We start from the raw sequence: 25,825 nt of genomic DNA on the forward strand, positions 1-25,825 counted from the left end.
CGCTACGAGCGCCCGCCGGACGTCCCTCCGGAGGTCCTGCCGGAGGCTCCGCTGGAGTCCCGTACCCGCAGCTCCGGGCGGAGCAGCAGCTCGGCCAGAGGCGCGGAGGGGTCGGCGAGCCGCCGCCTCATGAGGTCGACGGCCCATGCCCCCACGGCCCTCTTCGGGGGCGCCACGGCCGTCAGCGGCACATCGCTCAGCTCGGCGACCTCGTCGTCGTACGTCACGATGGCCAGGTCCTCGGGAACGCGCAGGCCGCGTGCCTGGAGGAGACCGACGAGGGTGACGGCGTCGAGGTCGTTGTGCACCAGGGCCGCCCGGACGTCACCCGACTCGACCGCCCGCAGGAGCTCGTCGGACCACTCGGCGGGCGTCGGCCCCTCGGCCGGGCCGATGCGGTACTCCGGGCCCGCCGTCAGACCCAGGTCCGCACAGGCCGCCGTGTAACCCTCCCGGATCAGCGGGGTGTTGGGGCTGTCGACCCTGGCGACCAGGGCGATCCGGCGATGCCCGAGCTCCGCCAGGTGCCGGACGGCCAGGCCCGCGCCGTGGGCGTGGTCGGACGCCACCCGCTCCAGCCGCCCGGCCCGAGCGCCGGCCCGGCGGTCCACCAGGACGACCGGTACGTCGAGGTCGGCCGGCCACTGCGCGGCGGCGTCCACGGGCTCGAGTCCGGCGCGGGGCATGAGCAGCAGGCCGTCGGCGCCCGCCGCGACGAGCCGCCGCGCCTGCTCCTGGTTCTCGGCCAGCGTCTCGCCGGAGATCGCGAGCACGATCCGTACCCCGTGCGCGCGCGCCGCGTCCTGGACCCCTCGGATGATCTCGGGGTAGTAGTAGTCGCCCGGCGGGACGACCAGCCCGAGCGCGCACTCCTGACGGCCGGCCCGGGGTGCCGACGGGCCGGGGGTGTCGGCCTGCTGGGCCGCGGCCGGAGACATCGCGCCGCCGTGCACACGGACGACGAGCCCACGGCTCGCCAGGTCCCGCACGTCCTGGCGCACGGTGACGGCGGAGACGCCCATCTCCGCCGCCGTCTCCTTGACCGTGATCGTCCCCTGGCGCTCCACCATGCGCAGGATCGCCTCACGCCGCTCTTCCGTCAGCACCCCGTACCCCTCTCGTCTCGCGTCACGAGTGAAGGTGTCATCTTTCACTCGACAAACGAAAGGTATCAACGAAGCCGAGGCGGCTCGCGGCCCGTCGGAGGCGGTCGCTGTTGGGCGATCGGAGGTTCCTCCGGTCGGCTTCTTCGTGTCATTCGCCAGTACGGCGGGCCGGGCGGGGCGGAGCAGACTCACTGTCACGACCGGGACGCGGTGATCTTCCGTAGCCGGAGGGTCGGCGTGGCCGTGTACAGGATGACGTACAGAAGGGGGCGGCACGTGAGCGTGCAGCAGTACGACGAGATCGGCGAGGCCTTCGAGGGGTTCAAGTCTCTTCCGCTGATGCGGTACGGCGAGGTGCCGAGCTTCCTCGGCATGGTCGGGGAGGTGGCCGGCAAGTCGGTTCTCGACCTGGCGTGCGGCACCGGCTTCTACAGCAGGGAGCTCCGGCGGCGCGGCGCCACGGACGTCCTGGGTGTCGACATCTCCGTCGAGATGGTCGCCGCCGCGCGGGACTTCGAGCAGCGCGAACCGCTGGGCGTGAGCTACGAGGTCGGCGACGTCGCCGAACTGCGGTCCTTCGACCGGAGCTTCGACATCGCGCTGGGGGTCCAGTGTCTCAACTACGCCCGGAGCATCGCGGAGATGGAGCGGATGTGCCGCAACATCCACCGGAGCCTGGTCCCGGGCGGCGAGTTCTTCCTGCTCGCGCAGAAGCCCGACTACCGGTTCGACGGTCCGCCGCTGGACAAGTACGGGTTCCGCTGCGAGCTGACCGACGAGAAGATCGAGACGGGCGTACGGGGACGGGTCACGGCTCTCCTCGACCCGCAGCCGATCACCATCGTCTCGACGGCTCCGCGCCGCGAGGTCTACGAGGAGTGCCTGGGGGCGGCCGGGTTCGGTGAGCCGGAGTGGGTCCCGCTGCAGGTGTCCGAAGGCGGTATCCGGGAGTTCGGCGAGGAGTTCTGGGAGGACCTCCTCTCGAACCCGCCACTGGAACTGCTGCGCTGCCGCGCCTGACGGGTCACCGCGCTTGACGGGCTGAGGGGCCGACGGGCGGAGGGCCGGACGCGACCCGCCTCCGCCGGGGGTGGCGTGCGGGCAGTGGGGGTCGGGCGGGTGTGCGGGCGGCCGCACCCTGATCCGCCGGGGAATGGAAGGGCGCGCGCCGTCTCGTGTTCACCGACGGGACATCGTGAGCCTCCGTAATGCAGGAGTTGTATGGACAACAGTTGTCCATACAGCTTGGCTTCGCCCCTTCCCCCCATGGAGTACGCGTGACCTCCGCTGCCCGCGCCGCGATCCTCGTCGGTGCCCTCGGCCTGACCGCCCTGTCCCTCACCGCCTGCGGCGCCGCCCCCACGAACGGCGCCGCCGGCGCCGACGGCAAGAACCTCGCCGCCGCGGCCTCCGCCGCCGACGCCGGCGGCATGGACGCCCTGGTCGCCGCCGCGAAGAAGGAGGGCACGCTCAACGCGATCGCCATCCCCCGGGACTGGGCCAACTACGGCGCCCTCATCGACGGCTTCACCGCGAAGTACGGCATCAAGGTGAACGTCGAGAACCCCGACGGCTCCAGCCAGGACGAGATCAACGCCGTGAAGTCCCGCAAGGGACAGGACCGCGCGCCCGACGTCCTCGACCTCGGCGCCTCCTTCGCCCAGGCCGCCGGCGAGCAGGGCCTCACCGCGCCGTACAAGGTCGTCGCCTTCGACCGGATCCCCGAGACCCAGCGCGACCCCCAGGGCCGCTGGTTCAACGACTACGGCGGCTACGTCTCCATCGGCTGCGACGCCAAGCGCGTCAAGGTCTGCCCGCAGACCTTCGCCGATCTGCTCAAGCCCGAGTACAAGGGCCAGGTCGCCCTCAACGGCAACCCCACCAAGTCGGGCTCCGCCTTCGGCGGCGTGTACGCGGCCGCGCTGGCCAACGGCGGCTCGTTCGACGACATCAAGCCGGGCATCGACTTCTTCGGCAAGCTCAAGAAGAACGGCAACTACAACCCGGTCGAGTCGACCCCCGCCACCGTCGAGAAGGGCGAGACGCCCATCTCCATCGACTGGGACTACCTGAACGCCGGGTACGCGGAGCAGTTCGCGTCCAAGGGCGTCGACTGGAAGGTGGCCGTCCCCACGGACGGCGTCTACGCCCAGTTCTACTCCCAGGCCGTCAACAAGGACGCCCCGCACCCGGCCGCCGCCCGGCTCTGGCAGGAGTACCTGTACAGCGCCGAGGGCCAGAACCTCTGGCTCAAGGGCTACGCCCGGCCCGTGCTGATGCCGGCCATGGAGGCGGACGGCACCCTCGACAAGACGGCCGCGGCCGCGCTGCCGAAGGTCACGGGCACGCCGAAGTTCCCCACCGAGCAGCAGACGTCCCAGGCCAAGGAGACCCTGTCGCAGGGCTGGGCCGCGGCCGTCTCCGGGTGACACGTCGATGACCCCGCACTCCTCCACCGCCTCGACCGGGGCCGTCCGCGCAGATGACGCGCGGGTGGCCCCGGCGGGCGCCGGCCCGGAAACGACCGCGCCGGCATCGTCGGCCGCGGCCCGCCGGACCCTCGGTTCCCCCATGACCGACGGCCCCGCCCCGCACCCGGTCCGCCGGCGTCCGCGCGCGGGCGCCTGGCTCGCCGCGCTGCCCCTCTTCCTCGTCGTCGGCCTCGCCTTCGGGCTGCCCGCCCTCGCCATGGCCGACGGCGCCTTCACCGTCGCCGACGGCTCGTACGGCCTCGACAACGTGACCCGGTCCGTGGACGGCGCCTACCGCACCGCGCTGCTCGGCAGCATCGAGCTGTCCGCGCTCACCGCGGCCGCCGGCACCCTCGTCGGGCTGCTCCTCGCCCAGGCCGTCGTCTCCTCCCGTGGCCGGGCCCTGCGGGAGGCCGTCCTCACCGCCTCCGGCGTGCTCGCCAACTTCGGCGGCGTACCCCTCGCCTTCGCGTTCGTCGCGACCCTCGGCAACGCCGGCGTCCTCACCACGAGCCTGGGCCTCGGCGACCGAGGATGGTCGCTGTACAGCTTCTGGGGACTCGCCCTCACCTACCTCTACTTCCTGGTGCCGCTCATGGTGCTGACCGTGGCGCCCGCCCTCGACGGGCTGCGCGTCCAGTGGCGGGAGGCCGCCCGCGACTGCGGTGCCTCGACCTGGCGGTACTGGTGCCACGTCGGCCTGCCGGTGCTGCTGCCGTCCCTCCTCGGAGGGTTCGTCCTGCTCTTCGGCAGCGCGTTCGCCGCGTACGCCACGGCCGCCGCGATGGTCGGCAGCTCCGTCCCCCTGGTCACCCTCCAGATCGCGGACGCGCTCTCCGGGAACGTCCTGGTCGGCCAGGAGAACGTGGCCCTCGCGCTCAGCCTCGACATGGTCGTCGTCGCCGCGCTCGTGATGGCCGTCCACCTCCCCCTCCAGCGAAGGAGCACCCGATGGCTCGCCTAGGACGCCCCCTGGTGCTGCTTCTCGCCGGGGTCTACTTCCTCGTGCCGCTGCTCGCCTCCGTGGTGTTCACCGTGGACATCCCCGGGCAGGGGCTCACCCTCTCCTCGTACACCCGGATCTTCACCGCGCCCGGCTTCACCGGCAGCCTGCTGCTCTCGCTGGGGCTCGCGGTGGCCACCGTCGCCCTCGTCCTCCTGGTCACCGTCCCCGCGGCGGTCGCGGCCCGGCTCTCGGCGCCCCGGCTGCGCCCGGTCCTGGAGGTCGTGTGCACGCTGCCGCTCGTGGTGCCGCCGGTGGCGCTCACCGCCGGGCTCGGCACCGTCCTGCGCTGGGGGCCGGAGAAGCTGTCCACGACCCCGCTCTACCAGACCTTCGTGGCCGTGCAGAACCCGGACTTCCCCCTCGTCCTGGTCCTCGCGTACGCCGTGATGGCGCTGCCCTTCGTCCACCGGGCGCTCGACGCGGGGCTGCGCTCCGTCGACGTGCGCACACTGGTGGAGGCCGCGCGGGACTGCGGGGCCTCCTGGCCACGGGCGCTCGTCTCGGCCGTACTCCCCAATCTGCGCGGCGCGTTGCTGAACGCCTCGTTCCTGACGCTCGCGCTCGTGCTCGGCGAGTTCACCGTCGCCTCGCTGCTCGGCTTCCAGCCCTTCGCGGTGTGGATCGTGCAGGCGTCCGGCTCGGACGCCCGGCTCTCGGTGGCCGTGTCCCTCCTGAGCCTGCTGCTGACCTGGGTCCTGCTGCTCGCGCTGACCACCGTGGGCAACCGCCGCCGTACACCGCGCACGTCCGGCCGTACGCCCGACCGCGCCTCCGTGGCTCTCGAAGGAAAGACAACCCGATGACCGTGCTCGACCAGCCGGTGCGCACCGGCGCCGCCCTCCGTATCCGTGGCCTGCGCCGGTCCTTCGGCTCCGCCGTCGCCCTCGACGGTCTCGATCTCGACGTGGCCCCCGGCGAACTCCTCGCGCTGCTCGGCCCGTCCGGCTGTGGAAAGAGCACCGCACTGCGCGTCCTCGCCGGATTCGAACGCCCCGATGCGGGCCAGGTGCTGCTCGACGGCCAGGACATCGTCCCGGTCTCCGCCGACCGCCGCGACACGGCGATGGTGTTCCAGTCGTACAGCCTCTTCCCGCACCTCACGGCCGCCGACAACGTGGCCTTCGGGCTGCGGATGCGCAAGGTGCGCACTGCCGAACGGCGTGCACGCGCCGGTGAGTTGCTCGAACTCGTCGGTCTGGCCGGTTACGGCGACCGCTTCCCGCATCAGCTCTCCGGCGGCCAGCAGCAGCGGGTCGCGCTGGCCCGCGCGCTCGCGCTCCGGCCCCGGCTCCTGCTCCTCGACGAACCGCTGTCGGCGCTCGACGCCCGCGTACGACTGACACTGCGCGAGGAGATCCGGCGACTCCAACTGGAGCTGGGCATCACCACCGTGTTCGTCACCCACGACCAGGAGGAGGCGCTGTCGATGGCCGACCGGGTCGCGGTGATGAACGGCGGCAGGCTGGAACAGTGCGCCACCCCCACGGAGTTGTACGAGCGCCCCGCGACCGGCTTCGTCGCCGAGTTCGTCGGCACCATGAACCGGGTCCCGGGGCGTGCCGTCGGTGGCGGCCGCGTGGAGGTCCTCGGCGTACGACTGCCCGTCGACGGGCCGGACGGCACGGGGGACGTGCGGGTACTCCTGCGGCCCGAGGCGCTGGAGGTGACGGCCGGCGGCCCCGCCCGCGTCACGGGCACCGCGTTCCACGGCCCGACGACCCGGCTGCGGATCACCCTGCCCGACGGTACGGACGTCACGGCGGACGTCCCCACGTACGCGGCGACCGGCTTCACTCCGGGCACGGACGTCGCGGTGACCCCGCTGCGGCGCCCCGTGCTCCTCGCCTCCTGGGACGGTGCCGCGTGACGGGTCTGCAGGCCGTCCTCTTCGACATGGACGGCACCCTCGTCGACACCGAGGGCGTCTGGCTGGACGTGGTCGAGGCGGCGGCCGGCCGCCGGGGCCGCACCCTGGACGCCGAGCGCCGTACCGCGGTGACCGGGCGCTCGGTGGAGGACGCCGCCGCCCTGCTCCGGGAGTACCTCGACGCTTCGGCAGCGGAGCTCGCCGCCGAACTCGGCGCGGACTTCGCCGCGAGGCTCGCGGTGACCGTTGCGCCCCGGCCGGGCGCGCTGCGGCTCCTCGCCGCGCTGCGCGCGCGCCGGGTGCCGACGGCGCTCGTGTCGGCCTCCCCGCGGGCGGTCGTCGCCCAGGTCGCCGGCACCTTGGACGGACACCGCTTCGACGCGCTGTTCGGAGCGGAGGACACCGTACGCACCAAGCCGGAACCCGATCCGTACCTGGCGGCCGCGGCGGCGCTCGGCGTCGAACCGGCCCGGTGCGTGGCCGTCGAGGACAGCCCGACGGGGGTCGCGTCGGCGGTCGCCGCGGGCTGCCGGGTGCTCGCCGTGCCGTCGACGGAGCCGCTGGCGGAGTTCGCCGGCACCGAAGGCGTCACGCTCGCACACTCGTTGACCGACGTGGACGCCGATCTGCTGGTCTCCCTGGTCGGTTGAGCCGGGGACGTGACAGGGTGGGCGTGTGAGTGAGGGACTGGCCAGGACACCGCTGTATCTGAAGGTCGCCGCCGACCTGCGGACCGCCATCGCCGCGGGCGCGTACGGCTCGGGGGCGAAACTGCCCGCCGAGGACGAACTGGCCCGCCGGTACGGCGTGTCCAGGGGGACGGTCCGGCAGGCGCTGGCCGCACTGCGCACCGACGGACTGATCACCTCGCGCCGCGGTGCGCGCCGGGTGGTGCTCGGCGGCCCCAGGCTCCACAGTTTCGGCGAGCTCCGCTCGTTCACCCGCTGGGCCCGCTCGCTCGGCGAGGAGCCAGGGGGCCGGATCGTGGCCGTCGACCGGGTCCCGGCGGACGCGGAGGAGGCCGGGAAGCTGCGCGTCGCCGAGGGCGCGCCGGTCTACCGGGTGCGGCGGCTGCGTACGCTCGCGGGCACGCCGGTGATGGTGGAGCGGACGACGTACCCGGAGCGGATCGGAGAGCTCGTCGCCGCGATGCCGCGGGACTCGGTCTCGCACTCGGAACAACTCGAGCTGCACGGTGTCCTGTTCGCCGACGCGCGGCACACCATCGACCTCGTGCCGGCCGACGCCGACGACGCGGAACTGCTCGGCTGCCGGATCGGGGAGTCGCTGCTGCGGGAGCGGCGGCACTCCACCGACCCGGCGGGGAACCCGGTGGAGTGGTCGCAGGACCGCTACCTGCCGGGGACCGTGGCCTTCACGATGCAGAGCTCGACGGCGACGAGCGCGCTGGGACGCGCGGCGTTCCGTCCCTCGTAGCGGTCCTCATCGAGGATCGGGGCGCGGCGCGGTCAGCCGGAGACCCTGACCTGGTCCACGCTCCAGAAGGCGCTGTTCGTGCCGGTGTAGCGGAACCGGAGCTTGAAGGTCTTCGCTCCGGCCGGCGCCGTCACGGGCAGCCGCTCCACTGTGTTGACGTCGGCGCGGTAGGACGTGATGAGCCGCGGTGTGCCGTTGTCCCACGACACGTAGACGTCTCCGGTCTGGGGGCCGTCGATCTTGTAGTTCGTCGCGTACCGGATCTCGACGGTCCTGTCGGCGGGGACTCCGTACGAAGGGCTGATCAACGTGGAGTCGAACTGTCCCGTGCCATGGTCCTTGTCGTCCCACTCGTCGGAGTCGGCGACGGCGAAGACGTTCCGGGCGCGGACGTTGGTCTCACGGCCCTGACCGCGGTCGGTGTTGCTCCAGAACTCGTCGGTGGTGAACGACCAGCCACGCCACTCGGTGGTGCCCCCGGTGGGCATCTTGGAGCTGTCGACTCTCCAGCCGGCGGGAGCGGTGGTGGTCCAGCCCTTGACCGAGGTCGACAGCGAGGTCTCGTCGACACGGGGCTTCAGGGAGGGGCGCAGACCGTCGAAGGCGTCGGCGGCGATGTCGTGGACCGGTGTGCCGTCGAGTTCCCAGGACGGCGAAGCGGCCACGCCCTCGTGGGCGAGGACGGTGGGCGCGATGTCGGTGAGTTTGACGTCGTTCCGTATCGAACCGGCCGCGTGGCCCGAGCCCTTGGCGATCACGAACGTCTGGCGCTCCTGGGGGGAGTCGCCGCCGTGTCCGCCGGCGTCGGTGTGGCCGTGGTCGGTGGTGAGAATGATCTGCCAGTCCTCGTCGGCGTACGTCGGCCGGGAGGTGACCGCCTTGAGGATCTCGCCGATGCGTGCGTCGGTCGCTTCGAGCGCCGCTCGGTATTCGAGGCTCGCGGCACCGTGGTCGTGGCCGGCGTGGTCGACGTCGTCGAGGTGGACGAAGACACTGTCGGGGTTGCCGTGGGCGAGGTAATCGGCGGCCTGAGCGGTGGTGTCGTCGTCGCTGGTGCCGGCCTTGCGTACATCGGCCATGGTGAAGATGGTCGAGGTGATCGATGGCCAGGTTCCCACGACGAGGGTCGAGGCGGTGGGGTCGGCGCTCTCCAGGCGGGTCTGGTAGTCCGGGTACCGGGTGAAGTCCGCGCCGCTGAAGGAGTTGTCCTTCGCCAGGTGCTTGTCCGGCCAGACGCCGGTGGCGACGGTGGCCCAGCCGGGCCCCGACCACGTGTCGGACATGGGTGCGGCGTAGAGATTGCCGGTGGCGGTCATGCCCTGGGCCATCAACAGCTCGATGCTGGGCAGGTCGAAGGAGCCGAACGTGGCGAAGGTCGCGCCGTCGATGCCGATGACCAGGGATTTCTTCTGCCTGGTGCCGTCAGGGAGTCCTTCGTACGCCGACACGGTGGTGGCGATGGCGGGTGCGGCGCCTGCGAGCGGAAGGGCGGAGAAGGCGAGGGCGGCGGCGAGGGCCGCCCTCGCCGAGGTGCGGACGTGCAACGTGGCCTCCGGGGGCGAGGGTCCGACGGCCGTGGTCGGCTGAGCGGGGGGAGGCGGGAGATGACGGCGTGCACGGTCGAGCCGTGTCACGTGGTCGTGGTGGAACGATCGCCCGCCCCGCCCTGCATGTTCACGTGAACATGCAGGGCAGCCTCGGGCCGCTTCTCCTGCCCGGCCTGTGGGTGTGTGGATATGGGGAAGCTTGGACCTTGTGGCCACAGGAAGCAACAGGTCTGCACAAATATCGACACAGCGTCGGAGTCGACAGCACGGCAGCGGCGCTGATCATCCGGCTCCGAGGGTGAGCAGTCCCGCAAGAAGCGGTCGGAAGTGCGCGAAGCCGGGGGTGTCCCTGTGCGGGTCCTTCGCCTGCTCGTCCCAGCGGCGCACGGCGACGGCGTCGGCGGCCCCCGGGTGCGCCTCGAAGGCGCGTGCCTGCGCCGCGGTCATCGGCCCGCCCTGGACGGCGAGGGTGTGGACGGACGCCTCGGAGAGCAGGTCGGCGTAGCCGGGCTCCACGGCGCAGAGGTAGCGCTTGGCGGCGACGTGCAGCCGTACGGGATCGGTGACATCGGGCCCGAACCACCGGCCGAGCCAGTCGGCGCCGGTGTGGCTGTGCCGGTTGTCGGTGCCGTCCTCCATCAGGTCGCGGCCGGTGACCGCGCCCTGGAAGTGGCCGACGTCGTGCAGGAGCGCGGCGGCGACCAGGTGCGGCGCGGCGCCGGCCGCCTCGGCCAGGGCGCCGGCCTGGAGCATGTGCTCGGCCTGGGTGACGGCCTCGCCGAGGTACTCGGCGTTGCCCGCGCCGTCGAAGAGCCCGGCGAGGACGTCGAGGGGGTCCGGGGCGAGAGAGTTCGGGCGGGGCTGGTCCGGGCCGAGCGGGTCCGGGCCGAGCGGGTCCGGGCCGAGCGGGTCCGGGTGGGGCGGGTCCGGGTGGGGCGGGGTCACTTCGCCTCCCGGCGCAGCACGGCGAGGGTGGAGGCGAGTCCGTCGATGTCGGCGTAGGCGCCCTGGAGGTGGCGGGCGCCGGACTCCGCGAAGGCCGTCCGGGCGTGCAGCAGACGGGTGTTGTCGAAGACGAGGCAGTCGCCGGGGGTCAGGCGGAAGTCGAGCTGGAGCTCGGGACGGAGCAGCAGTTCGCCGAAGCGCCGGTAGGCGGAGTAGAAGGCGTCGAGGGGGCCGGCGGGCAGTCGCAGTGTGCCGATGGACCGGTTGTTGAAGCGGATCTCGCGGACGCGGCCTTCCGGGTCGGTCCCGATCAGCGGCCGGTGGGCGCGGAGTTCGGTGCGGTCGTCGGCGAACGCGAAGGGCACCGGGACACGGGTGAGGATCTCGTACGACTTCGGGTCCTCGGCGCGCAGCAGTGCCGCCGCGTGGAAGCCGTCCACGAGGCCCGAGTCGCCGCCCTGGGCCGCGTTGACGAGGCAGTGCAGCAGCTGGAGGGTGGGGACGGGGTCGCGGTAGGGGTTGTCGGTGTGCGGCGTGATGCGGGCGCCCGTGAAGGCGAGGTTGTTGGGGTCGGCCTCGACCCGTACCTCGAAGAGCTCGCCGTAGTTGGTCTCGCGTACGTAGCCGAAGGTCCGTGCCACGTCGAGGACCTGGCGGTCGCGGACGGGGACTCCGCGCAGCAGGACGAAGCCGAGGCGCAGGACGGACGCGAGCGCGCCGGCCCGGACGTCGGGGTCGGTGCCGTAGGCCTCCCAGTCGGCCTCCGGGAGGCCGCTGTCGAAGCGGCGCGCGGCCCACAGCTCCTTGTCGTCCTCCGTACGGCCGTCCCCGAGGAAGGCGGGGGAGCCGACGGCGTCGGGGAGGTGGGCGCCGAGCCAGGTCTCGGGGTACACGGACCGGTGCCCGTCGGGGGCCCAGACGACCTCGCGCGCGGGCGCGCCGTCGGAAGTGCGGGCGTCGTGGACGGCGCCGACGGCGAGCGCGCCGGGGAGCTCGGTGATCTGGAACAGCTTCTGGCCGTTGCGGGGGTCGCGGCAGTCCGCGCAGGGGCAGTTGTCGCGCAGCCAGAGGGGCGGGGCGGAGGCGAGTGGCACCATCAAGGGTCTCCAAGTTGTACAGACAACTTTCGTTCGGGCGTGAGCCTCGCAGCCGCGCATGGCCGAGGGGTTACGGCCCGATGGACGGCGCCCCCGGATCGCCCGGCGCCCCGCCCTGTCGGCGAACGTTGGCGAGCGCGCTCACCCCACAGGTGCCGAAGGCGCCGAGGCCGTCGAAGAGCGTGGCCTGCCCGACGGCGATGCCGTCCGACGCCATGTGCCCGCTGCTCTCCATCCCGATCGCCTCGTCCGCTGGCATCCGGCACAGCCGGAGCGTGAAGTCGGCGTTGATGAACTCCAGGCCGCTCGTGCCGGAGTTGGCGAGCGGGCTCGCGTAGTCGGCGGCGAGACCGAGGCGGACCAGCGGGCCCAGGGCCTCGCCGAGGACCAGCTGCCGGGTCTCGCGCAGCACGGCCCGGCGCCGGACCGCGCCGCTGCCGGGGGAGGAGCGCTCGTCCGGGTCGACGCGCCACAGGTCGAACGGCGGGACGAACTCCCCCGGTCTGGACGTGCGGTGCGGCGGGCCGAGCGTGTCGACCGGCGGTGGCACCCAGGCGGGCGGGGACCACACCTCGCCGACGGCCCGGCCTCCCGCCTGGAGCAGCACCACCTGGGCGCGCGCGACCAGCTCGCCTCCCGTACGGATCCCCACGTCGACGACCCGGATGCGTCGACCGTCCCGTACGCGCTCCGACGAGACCGTCACCGGGGTCATCGGCGCGCTCCGGAAGAGGTCGAGGGTCAGGCGGGCCGGCACGAGACCGCCCTCCAGGTGTTCCCGCTCGACGGCCCGGGCGGCGAGCCCGCCGAACAGCCGACCGTGGATCCGGGAGGCCGACCAGTAGCCCCGGGCCGCGGGCTGGGGGTGCAACTCGCCCCCGAAACGGTGGAAGAAGGCTCCGGCGGCCGCCCCGTCACCTCGCTGCGTGTCGGGCGCGTCCCGTGTCCGTAGGCCTGCTTCCCCCGCCGCCTTCGCGCTGTCCGTGGTCATGCCCGGTTCCCCCTCGTCGTCGGTGAGGGGATGGTGCCCCGGGGGACATGACACGTGACCTCCCTTCGTCCTGTGATCAGCGTCACGCCCGCGCGCCGTGATGTTTCCGGGGCCGGATCCGCTTGATCATCCGGCGGACCCAGTCGCTTCGAGGAGAAGGGTGGTCACCCGTGGATCGCGAGGAACAGCCGCTGTACGCGGCGGACATGAGACGTCACGCGTCCGATTTCGTCGACCGCGTCACCGCGAAGGCGCGGCTGCCGCTGGACTACAGCCCGGCCAGCCTGCGCGTCGCCGACCGGCTCATCGACGGCCTGCGGCAGGGCGGGGCGGGCCGCGAGGAGATGGCCGGGCCCCTGCTCGGCCTCGGCGCGTACGTCGGCGAAGTGCTGGTGCGCGAGGCCGGCGCGATCTGGGTGGACCTGCCTCCGGGGCACCTGCTGCGGTCCGTGTTCACGCACTCCGTCGGGGCGCGGATGCCGGACGGCCGGGTGTGGAACCCGCTCGGCCGGACCGTCAACCGCTTCGAGATCGGACCCCGGGAGTCCCTGCACACGTACTACCTCACCCTGCACGGACGGCGGTCCGCGATCCGGCCTCGACGCCGGGACCGGAGCGGGGACCGGACCGCCGACAGGCCGTCGGACGGCGCCGTCTGACGGTCTGGCAGGATGAACGCCTCCCGCTTCCTGACGGGAGCCGGGGGTGACGTGGCGGACGGGTCGTGAAGAGGGGCGTGTGAGCGAGGGAACGGGGCGGCCGCTCACCGCGGCACACGACCCGGATCTCGGCACCGCCGTCGAGCGGGCACGGGGCGGCGACGAGGCGGCGTTCGCGGAGGCCTACCGGATCGTGCACCCCGGACTCCTCGGCTACCTGCGGGGGATCGTCGGCGAGGACGCCGAGGACGTGGCCTCCGAGGCGTGGCTGGAGATAGCGCGGGACCTCGGCCGGTTCCGGGGCGACGGCGCGGGCTTCCGCGGCTGGACCGCGACCATCGCCCGGCACCGGGCCCTGGACCATCTGAGGCGCGCCCGGTCACGGCCCCGCCCCACCGGTCTCGAACAGGACGTACTGGACCTCCCGGCGGCGGGGGACGCGGCCGGGGAGGCCCTGGACGCCCTGTCGACCGAGCGCGCGCTGGCGCTCGTCGCGAGCCTGCCCCGGGACCAGGCCGAGGCGGTCCTGCTGCGCGTCGTCGTCGGCCTCGACGGACCGACGGCCGCCCGGGTTCTGGGCAAGCGGCCCGGTGCGGTACGTTCCGCCGCGCACAGAGGTCTGAAGCGACTCGCGAGGCAACTGAAGGGGAAAAGGAGGTGACGGATGCCTGACGACCGGCGGAACGGCGGGCTCGAGGAGTCGCTGCGGGCCGCGCTGGGTGACGTCACCCGCGGCGGGGCCACCCTGGGCGCGCTCCGGGAAGGCCATGACCACGCGCGTGCGGAGCGCACCGGCCGCGAGGCGGAGGAGAGCGCCCTCGCCGCCTTCCGGGCCGCCCGCGACGCGGGCCTGCACACGTCCCGGCCCACGCGCGACCGCGACGACTGGACTCCGTCCGGCGCGCGACGGCTCCCGAGACGTTCTCTCAGGACCACCGTCGCCGTGCTGGTCGCGAGCGTGACGCTCGGCGGTGTCGCCGTCGCCACCGCAGACCTTCCCGGACACCTCCTGGGCACGCCTTCCCCGGCCCCCGCACCGGAACCCGGCACCTCCGCGCCCGACCGGACGCCCGACCAGGGGCCCGGCCCGACGTCGGCCCCGGTCCTGGTCGCCCCGGATCTGCCCGGGCCGCCGCTCGCCGGCACCCCCTTCGGGCCGGACGGACCGGACCGGTTCGGTCCGACGCCACCCGCCGCGACCCGCGAGGCGCGCTGCCTCGCCCGGGGCACGGAGGGCCGGGAGAAGGCCGTGGAGACGGCCGGGCCCGCCTTCTGCCGTGCGGATCCGCCGCCGGGCCACGACGCGGGACCGGGAGCCGGAGCCCGGAGCGGCGGCCGGAACGACCCGGCGGAAGCCTCGGCCAACGCCTCCGCGAGGGCGCGCGCCGGCAGACCCTGAGGCCACGCCCCTTCCCCCTCCCTCGTCGGCTTCCCCTTCTTCCGGCCTCCGGGTTGTCCACAGGTTGCGGCGGACCGGGCCGGGGTGTCCGTGGGGGCCGCTAGGCTTCACGAATGGTCCTTTCCGACGAATCCGCCCAGGTCTCCGACGCCTCGCAGGTGCTGAACCGCGTCTTCGGCTACAGCTCCTTCCGCGGCGAGCAGCAGGAGATCATCGAGCAGGTCGTCGGTGGCGGCGACGCACTCGTGCTGATGCCGACCGGTGGCGGCAAGTCGCTGTGCTACCAGATCCCGGCGCTCGTCAGAGAAGGCACGGGCGTCGTGATCTCGCCGCTCATCGCGCTGATGCAGGACCAGGTCGACGCCCTCAGGGCCCTCGGCGTGCGGGCCGGATTCCTCAACTCGACCCAGGATCCGTACGAGCGTCAGGCCGTCGAGCAGGCGTTCCTCGCGGACGAGCTGGACCTGCTCTACCTGGCTCCCGAGCGGCTTCGGACCGAGGGCACGCAGCGGCTGCTCGACCGGGGCACGGTCTCGCTCTTCGCGATCGACGAGGCGCACTGCGTCGCCCAGTGGGGCCACGACTTCCGGCCCGACTACCTCGCGCTGTCCATGCTGCACGAGCGGTGGCCCAAGGTGCCGCGGATCGCTCTGACCGCGACGGCCACCGAGGCCACCCACGCCGAGATCGCGGCGCGCCTGGGTCTTGAGGACGCCCGGCACTTCGTCGCGGGCTTCGACCGGCCGAACATCCAGTACCGGATCGTCCCCAAGAACAACCCGCTCAAGCAGCTCCTCGAACTGATCAGGACCGAGCACGAGGGGGACGCAGGGGTCGTCTACTGCCTCTCGCGGTCGTCGGTGGAGAAGACGGCCGCCGCGCTCGTGGAGCACGGGATCGACGCCGTGCCGTACCACGCGGGCATGGACGCCCGCGCGCGTGCCGCGAACCAGTCCCGCTTCCTCCGCGAGGACGGGGTCGTGGTGGTGGCGACCATCGCCTTCGGCATGGGCATCGACAAGCCGGACGTGCGCTTCGTCGCCCACCTCGACCTGCCGAAGTCGGTCGAGGGCTACTACCAGGAGACCGGCCGCGCCGGCCGCGACGGGGAGCCGGCCACGGCCTGGCTGGCGTACGGCCTCCAGGACGTGGTCCAGCAGCGCAAGCTCATCGACGGCTCCGAGGGCGACGAGGCGCACCGCCGGGCCCTGGGCATGCACCTGGACGCCATGCTCGCGCTCTGTGAGACGGTCGACTGCCGCCGCGTACGCCTCCTCGCGTACTTCGGGCAGTCGGGTCAGCCGTGCGGCAACTGCGACACCTGTCTGACCCCGGCGGAGTCCTGGGACGGCACGGTCGCCGCGCAGAAGCTGCTGTCCACGGTGTGGCGGCTGGCCAAGGAGCGGCGACAGAAGTTCGGCGCCGGTCAGATCATCGACATCCTGCAGGGCAAGAAGACGGCCAAGGTCATCCAGTTCGACCACGACGGGCTCTCGGTCTTCGGCGTCGGGTCGGACCTCGGCACCGCCGAGTGGCGCGGGGTCGTCCGCCAGCTCCTCGCGCAGGGCCTGCTCACGGTGGAGGGCGACTACGGGACGCTCGTACTGACGGAGGACAGCGCCGAGGTGCTGGGAGGCCGCCGCAGCGTCCCGATGCGGAAGGAGAAGGCCCCCGCGGGCCCGGCACGGAAGGAGTCCGGGTCCCGCTCGGGGAAGGGTGCCCGCGTGCCGGTGGACCTGCCGGCCGCCGCCGTGCCGGTCTTCGAGGCCCTCCGCGCCTGGCGGGCCGCGACCGCCCGCGAGCAGGGCGTTCCCGCGTACGTCGTCTTCCACGACGCGACACTGCGGGAGATCGCGACGCTGGTCCCGGCCACGGTCGCGGAGCTCGGCACCATCGGCGGGGTCGGCGAGGCCAAACTCACCAAGTACGCCGAGGGTGTCCTCGCCACCCTGGCGGAGTGCGGGGCGCCCGCCCCGGCCGGTGAGCCCGCCCTCGCCACCGGCCCAGCCCTCGCCACCGGTCCGGCCCCCGCCACCGGTCCGGCCCCCGCCCTCGGGGGCTCCGCCGGTCCGGCCGTCGCGACTCGCGCGACGGCGGCCCGACCGCAGGCACGGTACGAGGACGAGCCGCCCTTCGAGCTGGAGGAGCCGCCCGCCGACATGGACGAGTTCGAGCCGCCCTGGGACGAGTGACACCTCACCCGGACCGGGGGCCGCACGCCGGACCCGGGGTCACCCGCCGGGCAGTTCCTTCGCCCGGCGGGCGTAGCAGAAGACGTGGTCCTCCGGCCCGGCCTGTTCGTCGTCCGGCTGGAAGACGGAGACGGCGTGGTGGAGGACGTCGAGCCCGCACTCCTCGCGGATCTGCCGCACGTACTCCTCGGCCGAGAAGCTGGAGACCCTGACCCGGCGTCCCATCCACTCGATCTCCACGTCCTCGACGTCGGCCGGGACGGTGGCCGTCACGAGGTAGCCGCCGGGTGCCAGCCAGCCGGCCATCCGCCGCAGCGCGGCCGACACCTCGTCCCTGCCCATGACGAGCAGCGGGAAGAACGCGCACACGGCGTCGAAGCCGCCCTCGGGCGCGTCGAAGTCATGGACGCCGCACTGCTCGAACCGCGCCCCCGGCACCTGCGACCGGGCCAGCTCGACCATCGTGCGGGAGACGTCGATCCCCGTCACCGCGAACCCGGCCCGGGTCAGCCGGTCGGCGACCGGCCGGCCGGTGCCGCTGCCGACGTCGAGGACCCGGGCCCCCGCACCCAGCCGGCCGGTGAGCCAGTCGATCGCCGCGAGCTGCTCCGGGAGATGCCCGAAGGCCCGCTCGTAGCCGAGCCCCAGATCGTCGAAGAGCTCCGCCGCCGACAAGGCCCTCTGCTCCGCACCGTGTTCCCGCACACCGCTTCCCTTCGCCGCACCGTCCGGCCTCCGTACGGGCCGCCAGGCTGACCCACTACCCTTCTGGGGCGATCCGTACCACCCAGGCAGCGGGCGTCGACACCGGAGGACGGGCATGACGGGGAACGGACGAAGGCTTCTGCGAGGCTGCGCCGCGACGGCGCTCGTCGGCGTCCTGGGCGTCGGAGCCGCTGCCTGCGGCGGCGGCTCCGAGGACGCGGCCGGCGGCTCGGCCATCGGCCTCACCGCCGCGCTCGGTACCGCCCCCGAGGAGGACGCGGGCCAGACCCTCACCTACACGGACGTGACCGCGACCCGACGGCTGGTGAAGCAGGACAAGGCACTGTACGGCGGCCTCGCCACGTACGGAATCCCCGAGGTGGCGCAGGCGGGCTACGAGAACCGCCCCCTCAAGGAGACGCACGGGTTCGACGAGAACGACGTCGACACCTCGCTCCAGATCGGCTCCGACCGCTGGCGCCTCACCGGCCGCTTCGACGTGAACGCGGTCACCGACGGCCTGAAGAAGCTCGGGTTCGCCGAGAGCGCGAACGACGACGGCGCGCTCCTGAAGGACCGCAACGGCGGACAGGTCGCCGTCTCGGCGTCCGTACGCTCCCTGTCCCTGTCGCCGGACACGCCCCCGCCCGCGCTCGCCACGCCGAAGGCGTCGGTCGCGGACGACCCCTCCTACCAGGCCGTCGCCCGCTGCGTCGGCGACAGCACGTACTACGCGACCTTCTACGGCGAGGCTCAGAAGAGCCGGACACCGGACGTCACCCTGTACGCCATCGGGGCCACCGTCCAGGCCGACGGCACGTCACGCGAGCGGCTCTGCGCGCTGACCAGCTCTCCCGAGGGCGCCGCACGCACGGCCGACAGGCTGCGCGCGACCGCCGCCTCCGGTGAGCGGTTCGCGGGAGCCACCGTCGACGCGGGCAGCGGCGCGACCCCCATGGTCACCATGGAGTGGGCCAACGGCCCGCAGGCGCTCCCCGGCGACCAGAACCGCACCCTGCAGCTCCCGAAGCTGTTCATGGGCGAGCGGTGAGAACGCTCGCGGAGGTCGACGCACTCGCCGCGGACGCGCACGCCGGCCAGGTCGACCTGATCGGGGTGCCCTACGTCGAGCACGTCCGGGCCGTCGCCGCGGGGCTCGAACCCTTCGGCGAGGAGCTCGTGATGGCCGGACTCCTCCACGACGTCATCGAGGACACCGACTGGACGGCCGAGCGGCTCAGGGCCGCAGGCGTCCCGGACCGGGTCGTCGCCGTCGTCGAAGCCGTCACCAACCAGCCGGGGGTCTCGTACGAGGCCAAGATCCACCGCATCGCCGAGGACCCCGACGCCACCCTCGTGAAGATCGCCGACAACGCGCACAACAGCCGCCGGGACCGGGCCGCGGAACTTCCTCCCGCCCGGCGCGAGCGGCTCGCCGCCAAATACCGAGGCGCGCGGGACATCCTGTGGGCGGGAGTCGATCCCGAGCGGATCGCGTCGATCCTGACGGTGGTCAACCCGGCCCTCCTGACGGAACTGCGCGACGGGACCGCTCCGCGGAGGTGACCCCGCCCATCGGATGTGACCCGGCTCACGGGAACCCGCCCCGTGAGCCGGACAGACGACAGTCGTGAACAACGACACGCGCGCACGGATCCGGGCCGGGGACCCCTCGGCCTTCGCCGAACTCTTCGACTCCCACGCCCGGAGCGTCTACAACCACGCCTTCCGGCTGACCGGCGACTGGTCGGTCGCCGAGGACGTCATGTCGGCGACCTACCTGGAGGCCTGGCGGCTGCGGCACAAGGTCGACCCCGAAGGGGGATCGCTCCGGCCCTGGCTCCTGGGCGTCGCCACCAACGTCGCCCGCAACCACTGCCGGGGGAACCGGCGTTACCGGGCGGCCGCCGCCGCGTACGCCGCGGCCGGTGCCGCCGGGGTCCCGATGCCCGACCACGCCGCCGAGGTCGCGGGACGGCTCGACGACCGGCGCCGTATCGCGGCCACCCTGCGGGCGCTCGGCACGCTCCGCCGCACCGAGCGCGAAGTCCTCGTGCTCTGCCTCTGGGAGGGCCTCGCCTACACCGAGGCCGCCGTGGCCCTGAACGTCCCGGTCGGCACCGTCCGCTCCCGGCTCTCGCGCGCCCGCGCCAAGCTCCGTACGGGAGCGGAAGAGGAACTGGCGCGGGAGATCCGTGAAGCCCGCCCGGACTTCCGGAAACCGGCCCGGGAAATCCGGGAACCCGCCGCTCGTACCCGACAGACAACAGGTGATCGCATGAACGCGGTCCGGCCCGCACAGGAGGGAACCCGATGAACCTCGACCCGACCGAGCCCCACACGGCACCCCGGCACGAAGCCGGTGACCTCCCGGCGATCGAGGAGCGCGAACTTCCTCCGGGCCGTCACCAGTTCCACAAGGAGCGCCTGATGAGCCAGATCCACGACGACCGCCTCGCCACCGCCACCGCGAGCGCCCCGGGCAAGCGCAACCCCTTCCTCCGGAAGGTGTTCCTCCTGCCGGCCGCGACGGCGCTCGCCGGAGCCCTCGCCGTCGGCGTCCTCGTCCTCACGCCGGGAGACCCGTCCGGCACCCGGGACGACCGCGCCACCGGCCCCGCCCTCACCACCCGGATCGGTGCCGTCGACGCGAAGGGAACTCCCCAGCTCCTGGACCGCATCTCCCTCGCCGCGGCCGAGGCGAACGCCCCGCAGGGCCGCGCCGGCCAGTACGTCTACATCGAGACCCGGGGCGCGAACACGCACGTCAGGACCGACGGCGACGTGCGCACCCTCGTCAGCGACCCCCTGCAGACCCGGCAGTCCTGGCGTTCCCCCGACGGCCGCGAGGGCTGGCTGATCGACGGCGGCACCGGACCCGAGGGCATCACCCTGTCGGGTCTCGACGAGCAGGGCAACGTCCCGGAGCCGCACCTCGGCGCGCCCTCGCACGACTACCTCGCCGCGCTCCCCACCGACCCCGACGCGCTGCTGCGGAAGATCTACAAGGAGACCGAGGGCCAGGGCAACGGCCCCGACCAGCAGGCCTTCACGACCATCGGCGACCTGCTCATCGAGAGCTGGCCGTCGCCCCGGCTCACCGCCGCGCTCTACCGGGCCGCCGCGAAGATCCCCGGTGTGGTCATGGTGGACAGCGCGACCGATGCCATCGGCCGCAAGGGCGTCGCGATCGCGCGACTCGACGAGACCGGCGGCCAGCGCACCGAGTGGATCTTCGACAGCAAGACCTTCACCTTCCTGGGCGAGCGCACGGTCCAGGTCGAGGGTGCGGGAGGCGACGGCGGGCTGATCGAGCCCGGAACCGTCGTCTCCACCAACGCGATCGTGGTGAGGGCCTTCGTCGACGACATGAAGGTCACCCCGTAGGGGTCGTTCCGGCGATCCAACCGGCCAGCTCGGTCGGCCGGTTGGTGATGATCCCGTCCACCCCGAGGGAGTCCAGCGCCTTCCAGCGGTCGGGCTTGTCGACCGTCCACACGTTCACGGCCACGCCCGCCGCGTGCAGGTCCCGGACGACGTGTGGGCGGGCGGCGAGCGCGGTGTCCGAGACGTTGTACGCCGTGAGGCCCAACTCCTGGGCGAGGGCGACCGGGTCCGCGTCGAGGCTCGAGCGCAGCAGCCCGATCGGCAGGTCGGGCGCCAGCTCGTGGACGTACCGCAGGGACGGGATCTCGAAGCTCTGCACGAAGACCCGGCCGCTCATGGACTGTTCCCGGATGTCCTGGACGATCCGGGCCACCTCGGCGTGACCGTGCCGGCCCTTGATCTCCAGGAGCAGGTTCCCGCCGCGCTCGCGGAGATCCGCCAACTGGGCGGCGAGCGTGGGGATCCGGGTCCCGGCGTACGCGGGCGCGAACCACGAGCCGGCGTCCAGCGCGTCGAGCTGGTCGGCCGTCAGGGAGCGGATCGGGCCGGTGCCGTCGGTGGTCCGGTCGACGGTCGGGTCGTGCAGGACGTACGGCACGCCGTCCTTGCTCGGCTGGACGTCGTTCTCGATCCAGGTGGCCCCGCCGCGTCTGGCCACCTCGTCGGAGACCAGGGTGTTCTCGGGAGCGGCGGAGGAAGCGCCCCGGTGGGCGAGGACCGTCGGCGCCGCCGCGGCGTTCCGGATCCACGGGTTCGGGGCGGCGCCGCGCGGGGTCGCCGGTTCGGCGGCGAGGGGCGTGGGGGGAGCGGCCACCAGCAGAACGGCGGCGAGCGCCGTCGAGCCGTAGGCGATGCGCCGGGGGTGCCACGATCGGGGAGCGGTCGACGGTGCGTGCTTCATGAAGTCAGAGCTTAGGTACGCGGAGTGACGCCGCATGGATCACACACCGGACGGCAGGTGACGAATCGGTGGCGCCACCGATGCGACGGCGACGCGCTGCGCAACGACTTCGCCGCAACGCCCGTCTGCGGCATGGTGTGAGGTGTGCCCGCAGCCGTGCCATCGGGGGACCACGGCCGGGCGTGAGGAGTCGGGGGACTCATGAAAACGGACATGAGTACGGGTACGGACGCGGGCGCGGGCATGGATACCGACATGGGCACGGCCACGGGCATGGGCACGGCCACCGCCACGGCCAAGGGCACGGCAACGCACACGCGCAAGGGGCCCGAGCGTGGGCGAGGCGTCCTGGAAGGGGCGTTCGCCCTCCTCGACGCCCTGCGCCGGAACGGCGACGAGGCCGGAGTCACCGAGCTGGCCGGCGCCGAGACGCAGTGGCGCTCCCTGGAGGGCTCCGGCGGCGTGTACACCATCGCCTACCGGGTGATCGACATCTGACGCATCCCCAGGACGTGGGGAAGGGCCGTGCCGGAACACCGGCACGGCCCTTCCCCACGCTCCCGGCTCAGTCGCCTTCCGGGGCCCGCAGCTCGCCCGACCGCGCCACCCGCGCGTACCAGCGAGCGCTGGACTTCGGGGTGCGCTCCAGGGTGTCGTAGTCCACCCGGACCGCGCCGAACCGCTTCGCGTAGCCGTACGCCCACTCGAAGTTGTCGAGCAGCGACCAGAGGAAGTACCCGCGCACGTCGACGCCGTCGGTGAGCGCGCGGTGCACGGCCTCCAGGTGCGCGTGCACGTAGGCGGCGCGCTCCGGGTCGTGCACCGAGCCGTCCTCGCCGACCTCGTCCTCGTACGCGGCGCCGTTCTCGCTGATCACCAGCGGGAGTCCGGGGTACGCGGCGGAGACCCGGGTCAGCAGGTCGTACAGGGCGCTCGCGTCGACCGGCCAGCCCATCGCCGTCCGCTCGCCGGGCGCGCGGTGGAAGGCGACGGAGTCCGCGCCGGGCCACGGGGAGTGCTCGCTGTTGCCATGGCCGTCGTCCTGCGGCTTCTCCGCCCCCTCCGGGACGTGCGAGACCAGCGTCGGCGTGTAGTAGTTGATGGCGAGCAGGTCCAGCGGCTGCTTCGCCGCGGCGGTGTCGCCGTCCCGGACGAAGGACCAGTCGGTGAGGTGCGCGGTGTCGGCGAGCAGGTCCTCCGGGTAGGCGCCCTCCAGCATCGGACCCAGCCAGATCCGGTTGCCGACGGCGTCGATACGGCGGGCCGCGTCCCGGTCCTCGGCCGAAGCCGTCAGCGGGCGCACCTCGTGCAGGTTGAGGGAGACCGCGAGCTGCCGGTCCGCCGGCAGCGCCGACCGCAGGGCCTGCACGGCGAGGCCGTGCCCGAGGTTGAGGTGGTGCGCGGCGCGCAGCGCGTCGACGGGGTGGGTGCGGCCCGGGGCGTGGACCCCGGAGCCGTATCCCAGGAAGGCGCTGCACCAGGGCTCGTTGAGGGTGGTCCACCGGGTGACCCGGTCGCCGAGGGCGCCCGCGACGATCCCGGCGTACTCGGCGAACCGTTCGGCGGTCGCCCGCTCCGGCCAGCCGCCGGCGTCCTCCAGCTCCTGGGGCAGGTCCCAGTGGTAGAGCGTCAGGGCCGGCTCGATCCCGGCGGCGAGCAGCTCGTCGACGAGGCGCCGGTAGAAGTCCAGGCCCTGCTGGACGGCCGGGCCCCGGCCGGTGGGCTGGACCCGGGACCAGGAGACGGAGAACCGGTAGGCGTTCAGGCCCAGTTCGGACATGATGCCGACGTCTTCGCGGAACCGGTGGTAGTGGTCCACGGCCACGTCACCGGTGTGGCCGTCGAAGACCTTGCCGGGGGTGTGCGAGAAGGTGTCCCAGATGGACGGCGTGCGACCGTCCTCCGCTGCCGCCCCTTCGATCTGGTAGGCGGCGGTGGCGGCGCCCCAGAGGAAGTCGGACGGGAACGAGCGGATGGCGGTGAGCGGCCGGGTTTCGGACGCGGTCATAGGAGAGCGCTCCCAACGCGTATACGGGGTAGGTACGTTCGGGTATGTGCGAGTGCGGGCGGTGCCGCGTGGGGTGCGGCGGCCGGTCAGCTCTTGACGGCGCCGGCCGTGATGCCGCCCACGATGTGCTTGCCCAGGAAGGCGAAGACGAGCAGCAGCGGCACGGTGGATATCAGGGCGCCCGTCAGGACGACGGCGTGGTCCACGGTGTGGTTTCCCGCTCCGAGGCCGGCGAGGGCCACCTGGAGGGTGGGGTTGCCGTCCTGGGTGAGTGCGATGAACGGCCAGAAGAAGTCGTTCCACGCCTGGACGAAGACGAGCATGCCGAGCACGGCCATGGCGGGCCTGGCCACCGGGAAGACCACGTGCCAGATCACCCGGAGACTGTGCGCCCCGTCCATCCGGGCCGCCTCCACGAGCTCGATCGGCAGGGCCTCGAGGAGGAACTGGCGCATGAAGAACACGCCGAAGGCGGCGACCAGCGAGGGCAGGACGACCGACTGGAGCTGGTCGAACCAGCCGAGGTCGGTGATGATCTGGTACAGCGGGATGACGCTGAGCTGCGGCGGGATCGTCATCGTGGCGACCACGAGCGAGAGCAGCATGCCGCGCCCCCGGAAGGGCAGCTTGGCGAAGGCGAAGCCGGCGAGCGTGGAGAAGACGACGGTGGACACGGCCACCAGACCGGCCACGACCGTGGTGTTGATCAGCGCCTCGCCCATGTGGACCTGGTTCCAGGCGAAGCTGAGGTTGTCCAGGAGACGGGGACCCGGCAGCAGCGGCGCCGGCGCCTGGACCACGCGCTCGCCGCTGTGGGAGGCGGCGACCAGGTTCCAGTACAGCGGGAAGAGCGAGACCACGGCGGCCACGGCCAGCAGGACGTAGGTCAGCGGCCCGGCGTGGTGCTGGCGGCCGGCGGTCTGGCGGAAACGACGGCCTGACCGGTGACCGGACCGAGGTGTCCCCGGCTGATGCGGGACTGCGGCCTCGGCGGTCGTCGTGTCGAGAGTGCGGGCCATGAGGTCAGCCTCCCAGCTTCTTGCGGTTGTGACGGGAGACGAGCGCCTGGACGCCGCCGATGAGCAGGAGCAGCAGGAGCATGATCCAGGCGATGGCGGAGGCCTGGCCCAGCGAGTTGTTCACCCACCCCTTCTCGTACATCAGCAGGCTCAGCGTCTGGAACTGGTTGCCGCTGCCACCGCTGATGCCGACGCTGCCGCCGTAGAGCATCGGCTCGCCGAAGAGCTGGGTCGCGCCGATGGTGGAGACGACGACGGTGAAGAGGATCGTCGGCCGGATCGACGGGATGGTGACGCTGATGAACTGGCGCCAGCGCGAGGCCCCGTCGAGCGAGGCGGCCTCGTACAGGTCCTGGGGGACGGCCTGCATGGCGGCCAGGTAGATCAGCGCGTTGTAGCCGGTCCAGCGCCAGGTGACGATCACCGAGATGGCGATCTGCGCCGGCCACTTGGACGACTCCCAGTGGACAGGTCCGACGCCGATCCAGTCGAGGATGGTGTTGATCATCCCGTAGTCGGTGTTGAACAGCTGGGCGAAGACCAGGGTCGCCGCCGCGATCGACGTGGCGTACGGAGCGAGGATCGCGATCCGGAAGAAGCCGCGGCCGCGGAGCTTGTAGTTGAGCAGGTGCGCCAGGCCCAGGGCGATGAGCAGCTGGGGAACGGTCGCGATGATCCCGATGGTGAAGGTGTTGAAGAGCGCGTTCCAGAAGAACTCGCTGGTCGCGAGGTCGGTGTAGTTCTCCAGGCCCTTCCACTGCGGGTCTCCGCCGAGCTCGACCCGGTTGAGCGAGAGCCAGCCCGTGTAGATCAGCGGGAAGAGGCCGAAGGCGGCGAAGGTGAGGAAGAAGGGGGCGATGAAGACGTACGGGATCGCCTTGATGTCCCAGCGGTAGAGCGTGCTGCGCCAGCCGCCCGAGGTGGAGCGGTGGTTCCGGGGGCCGGTGGAGGAGGGCGGTGCGGCGGGCGGCGGGGAGCCGTCAGGCCTCGCCCGAACGGAGGTGGCCACGGGGGCGTCCTTCCAGGTCGATGCGTGCGGTGGTGCGGACGGTGCCGGTCCGCCGCCGCCCGCAGGCGGCGGCGGACCG

26 protein-coding genes are annotated in these 25,825 nt (G+C 72.8%); 16 read left to right on the plus strand and 10 right to left on the minus strand.

Translation table 11 applies throughout. The annotated features are described in order from the left end of the window. Window positions 1-2: 2 nt before the first annotated feature. The gene (locus tag OG580_RS31140) at window positions 3-1,106 is read right to left on the minus strand and encodes a substrate-binding domain-containing protein (RefSeq protein ID WP_267046976.1); all 1,104 of its coding nucleotides are present in this window, start codon (window positions 1,104-1,106) and stop codon (window positions 3-5) included. Window positions 1,107-1,382: 276 nt separating this feature from the next. Between OG580_RS31140 and OG580_RS31145 the strand changes: the two genes are divergently transcribed. The 7 genes from OG580_RS31145 (at window position 1,383) to OG580_RS31175 (ending at window position 7,887) form a co-directional block, all read left to right on the plus strand. Further along, window positions 1,383-2,126, plus strand: a complete 744-nt coding sequence (locus OG580_RS31145) for a class I SAM-dependent methyltransferase (protein WP_267046977.1) — start codon at window positions 1,383-1,385, stop codon at window positions 2,124-2,126. Between the two features lie 257 nt (window positions 2,127-2,383). Beyond that, window positions 2,384-3,535 carry an ABC transporter substrate-binding protein gene (locus tag OG580_RS31150; protein WP_267046978.1) on the plus strand — a complete coding sequence of 384 codons (1,152 nt, stop codon included), beginning with the start codon at window positions 2,384-2,386 and terminating at the stop codon, window positions 3,533-3,535. 142 nt (window positions 3,536-3,677) lie between these two features. After that, window positions 3,678-4,541: an ABC transporter permease subunit gene (locus OG580_RS31155; protein ID WP_267046979.1), complete on the plus strand. Its 864-nt coding sequence runs from the start codon at window positions 3,678-3,680 to the stop codon at window positions 4,539-4,541. Then, complete coding sequence (locus tag OG580_RS31160; RefSeq protein ID WP_267046980.1) at window positions 4,529-5,386, plus strand: ABC transporter permease; 858 nt, start codon at window positions 4,529-4,531, stop codon at window positions 5,384-5,386. Before OG580_RS31155 ends, OG580_RS31160 begins: the two co-directional genes overlap by 13 nt. After that, window positions 5,383-6,450 carry an ABC transporter ATP-binding protein gene (locus tag OG580_RS31165; RefSeq protein ID WP_267046981.1) on the plus strand — a complete coding sequence of 356 codons (1,068 nt, stop codon included), beginning with the start codon at window positions 5,383-5,385 and terminating at the stop codon, window positions 6,448-6,450. The genes OG580_RS31160 and OG580_RS31165 overlap by 4 nt, the downstream gene beginning before the upstream one ends. Beyond that, window positions 6,447-7,100, plus strand: coding sequence for an HAD family phosphatase (locus tag OG580_RS31170; RefSeq protein WP_267046982.1), 654 nt, complete (start codon window positions 6,447-6,449; stop codon window positions 7,098-7,100). The genes OG580_RS31165 and OG580_RS31170 overlap by 4 nt, the downstream gene beginning before the upstream one ends. Before the next feature lie 25 nt (window positions 7,101-7,125). Beyond that, window positions 7,126-7,887 (plus strand): GntR family transcriptional regulator, encoded by a 762-nt coding sequence (locus OG580_RS31175; protein WP_267046983.1) that lies wholly within the window; start codon window positions 7,126-7,128, stop codon window positions 7,885-7,887. 32 nt (window positions 7,888-7,919) lie between these two features. Here the strand turns inward: OG580_RS31175 and OG580_RS31180 are convergent, their stop codons facing one another. The 4 genes from OG580_RS31180 to OG580_RS31195 all read right to left on the minus strand — a co-directional run bounded on the left by OG580_RS31180 (window position 7,920) and on the right by OG580_RS31195 (window position 12,467). Beyond that, on the minus strand, window positions 7,920-9,431 hold the full coding sequence (locus OG580_RS31180; protein WP_267046984.1) for an alkaline phosphatase family protein: 1,512 nt from the start codon (window positions 9,429-9,431) through the stop codon (window positions 7,920-7,922). A 285-nt stretch (window positions 9,432-9,716) separates the two neighbouring features. Further along, a complete protein-coding gene (locus tag OG580_RS31185) occupies window positions 9,717-10,379 on the minus strand; it encodes a phosphonate degradation HD-domain oxygenase (protein ID WP_267046985.1) in 663 nt (220 codons plus the stop codon). Next, complete coding sequence (locus OG580_RS31190; RefSeq protein WP_267046986.1) at window positions 10,376-11,476, minus strand: TauD/TfdA family dioxygenase; 1,101 nt, start codon at window positions 11,474-11,476, stop codon at window positions 10,376-10,378. Before OG580_RS31190 ends, OG580_RS31185 begins: the two co-directional genes overlap by 4 nt. Window positions 11,477-11,546: 70 nt before the next feature. After that, window positions 11,547-12,467 carry an acyl-CoA thioesterase domain-containing protein gene (locus OG580_RS31195; protein ID WP_267046987.1) on the minus strand — a complete coding sequence of 307 codons (921 nt, stop codon included), beginning with the start codon at window positions 12,465-12,467 and terminating at the stop codon, window positions 11,547-11,549. 170 nt (window positions 12,468-12,637) lie between these two features. Here OG580_RS31195 and OG580_RS31200 point away from each other — a divergent pair, with 170 nt between their 5' ends. The 4 genes from OG580_RS31200 (at window position 12,638) to recQ (ending at window position 16,717) form a co-directional block, all read left to right on the plus strand. Then, on the plus strand, window positions 12,638-13,126 hold the full coding sequence (locus OG580_RS31200) for a hypothetical protein (protein WP_267046988.1): 489 nt from the start codon (window positions 12,638-12,640) through the stop codon (window positions 13,124-13,126). Window positions 13,127-13,205: 79 nt separating this feature from the next. After that, window positions 13,206-13,787, plus strand: a complete 582-nt coding sequence (locus tag OG580_RS31205; RefSeq protein ID WP_267046989.1) for an RNA polymerase sigma factor — start codon at window positions 13,206-13,208, stop codon at window positions 13,785-13,787. A 3-nt stretch (window positions 13,788-13,790) separates the two neighbouring features. Then, entirely contained in the window at window positions 13,791-14,525 is a 735-nt protein-coding gene (locus tag OG580_RS31210) for a hypothetical protein (RefSeq protein WP_267046990.1), read from the plus strand. Window positions 14,526-14,638: 113 nt separating this feature from the next. After that, complete coding sequence (gene recQ / locus OG580_RS31215) at window positions 14,639-16,717, plus strand: DNA helicase RecQ (protein ID WP_267046991.1); 2,079 nt, start codon at window positions 14,639-14,641, stop codon at window positions 16,715-16,717. Between the two features lie 39 nt (window positions 16,718-16,756). Here recQ and OG580_RS31220 read toward each other — a convergent pair whose 3' ends face one another. Beyond that, window positions 16,757-17,422 (minus strand): bifunctional 2-polyprenyl-6-hydroxyphenol methylase/3-demethylubiquinol 3-O-methyltransferase UbiG, encoded by a 666-nt coding sequence (locus OG580_RS31220; RefSeq protein WP_267046992.1) that lies wholly within the window; start codon window positions 17,420-17,422, stop codon window positions 16,757-16,759. Window positions 17,423-17,537: 115 nt separating this feature from the next. On the opposite strand from OG580_RS31220, the gene OG580_RS31225 reads away from it, so the two are divergent. From OG580_RS31225 to OG580_RS31240, 4 genes are all read left to right on the plus strand, one after another. Further along, the gene (locus tag OG580_RS31225; protein WP_267046993.1) at window positions 17,538-18,473 is read left to right on the plus strand and encodes a hypothetical protein; all 936 of its coding nucleotides are present in this window, start codon (window positions 17,538-17,540) and stop codon (window positions 18,471-18,473) included. Beyond that, window positions 18,470-18,988: an HD domain-containing protein gene (locus OG580_RS31230; RefSeq protein WP_267046994.1), complete on the plus strand. Its 519-nt coding sequence runs from the start codon at window positions 18,470-18,472 to the stop codon at window positions 18,986-18,988. Before OG580_RS31225 ends, OG580_RS31230 begins: the two co-directional genes overlap by 4 nt. A 64-nt stretch (window positions 18,989-19,052) precedes the next feature. Further along, window positions 19,053-19,739 (plus strand): RNA polymerase sigma factor, encoded by a 687-nt coding sequence (locus OG580_RS31235; protein ID WP_267046995.1) that lies wholly within the window; start codon window positions 19,053-19,055, stop codon window positions 19,737-19,739. Further along, the gene (locus tag OG580_RS31240) at window positions 19,736-20,809 is read left to right on the plus strand and encodes a CU044_5270 family protein (RefSeq protein ID WP_267046996.1); all 1,074 of its coding nucleotides are present in this window, start codon (window positions 19,736-19,738) and stop codon (window positions 20,807-20,809) included. The genes OG580_RS31235 and OG580_RS31240 overlap by 4 nt, the downstream gene beginning before the upstream one ends. On the opposite strand, the gene OG580_RS31245 is transcribed toward OG580_RS31240, so the two are convergent. Then, window positions 20,799-21,710 carry a glycerophosphodiester phosphodiesterase family protein gene (locus OG580_RS31245; RefSeq protein WP_267046997.1) on the minus strand — a complete coding sequence of 304 codons (912 nt, stop codon included), beginning with the start codon at window positions 21,708-21,710 and terminating at the stop codon, window positions 20,799-20,801. The genes OG580_RS31240 and OG580_RS31245 overlap by 11 nt on opposite strands. A 213-nt stretch (window positions 21,711-21,923) precedes the next feature. On the opposite strand from OG580_RS31245, the gene OG580_RS31250 reads away from it, so the two are divergent. After that, window positions 21,924-22,208 carry a hypothetical protein gene (locus OG580_RS31250; protein ID WP_267046998.1) on the plus strand — a complete coding sequence of 95 codons (285 nt, stop codon included), beginning with the start codon at window positions 21,924-21,926 and terminating at the stop codon, window positions 22,206-22,208. 67 nt (window positions 22,209-22,275) lie between these two features. On the opposite strand, the gene OG580_RS31255 is transcribed toward OG580_RS31250, so the two are convergent. The 3 genes from OG580_RS31255 to OG580_RS31265 form a co-directional block, all read right to left on the minus strand. Further along, window positions 22,276-23,718 carry a GH1 family beta-glucosidase gene (locus OG580_RS31255; protein WP_267046999.1) on the minus strand — a complete coding sequence of 481 codons (1,443 nt, stop codon included), beginning with the start codon at window positions 23,716-23,718 and terminating at the stop codon, window positions 22,276-22,278. A gap of 86 nt (window positions 23,719-23,804) precedes the next feature. Further along, window positions 23,805-24,737, minus strand: coding sequence for a carbohydrate ABC transporter permease (locus OG580_RS31260; protein WP_267047000.1), 933 nt, complete (start codon window positions 24,735-24,737; stop codon window positions 23,805-23,807). Window positions 24,738-24,741: 4 nt separating this feature from the next. Continuing rightward, on the minus strand, window positions 24,742-25,746 hold the full coding sequence (locus OG580_RS31265) for a carbohydrate ABC transporter permease (RefSeq protein ID WP_267047001.1): 1,005 nt from the start codon (window positions 25,744-25,746) through the stop codon (window positions 24,742-24,744). Window positions 25,747-25,825: the final 79 nt, after the last annotated feature.

The organism is Streptomyces sp. NBC_00094, assembly GCF_026343125.1.
Lineage (GTDB): Bacteria > Actinomycetota > Actinomycetes > Streptomycetales > Streptomycetaceae > Streptomyces.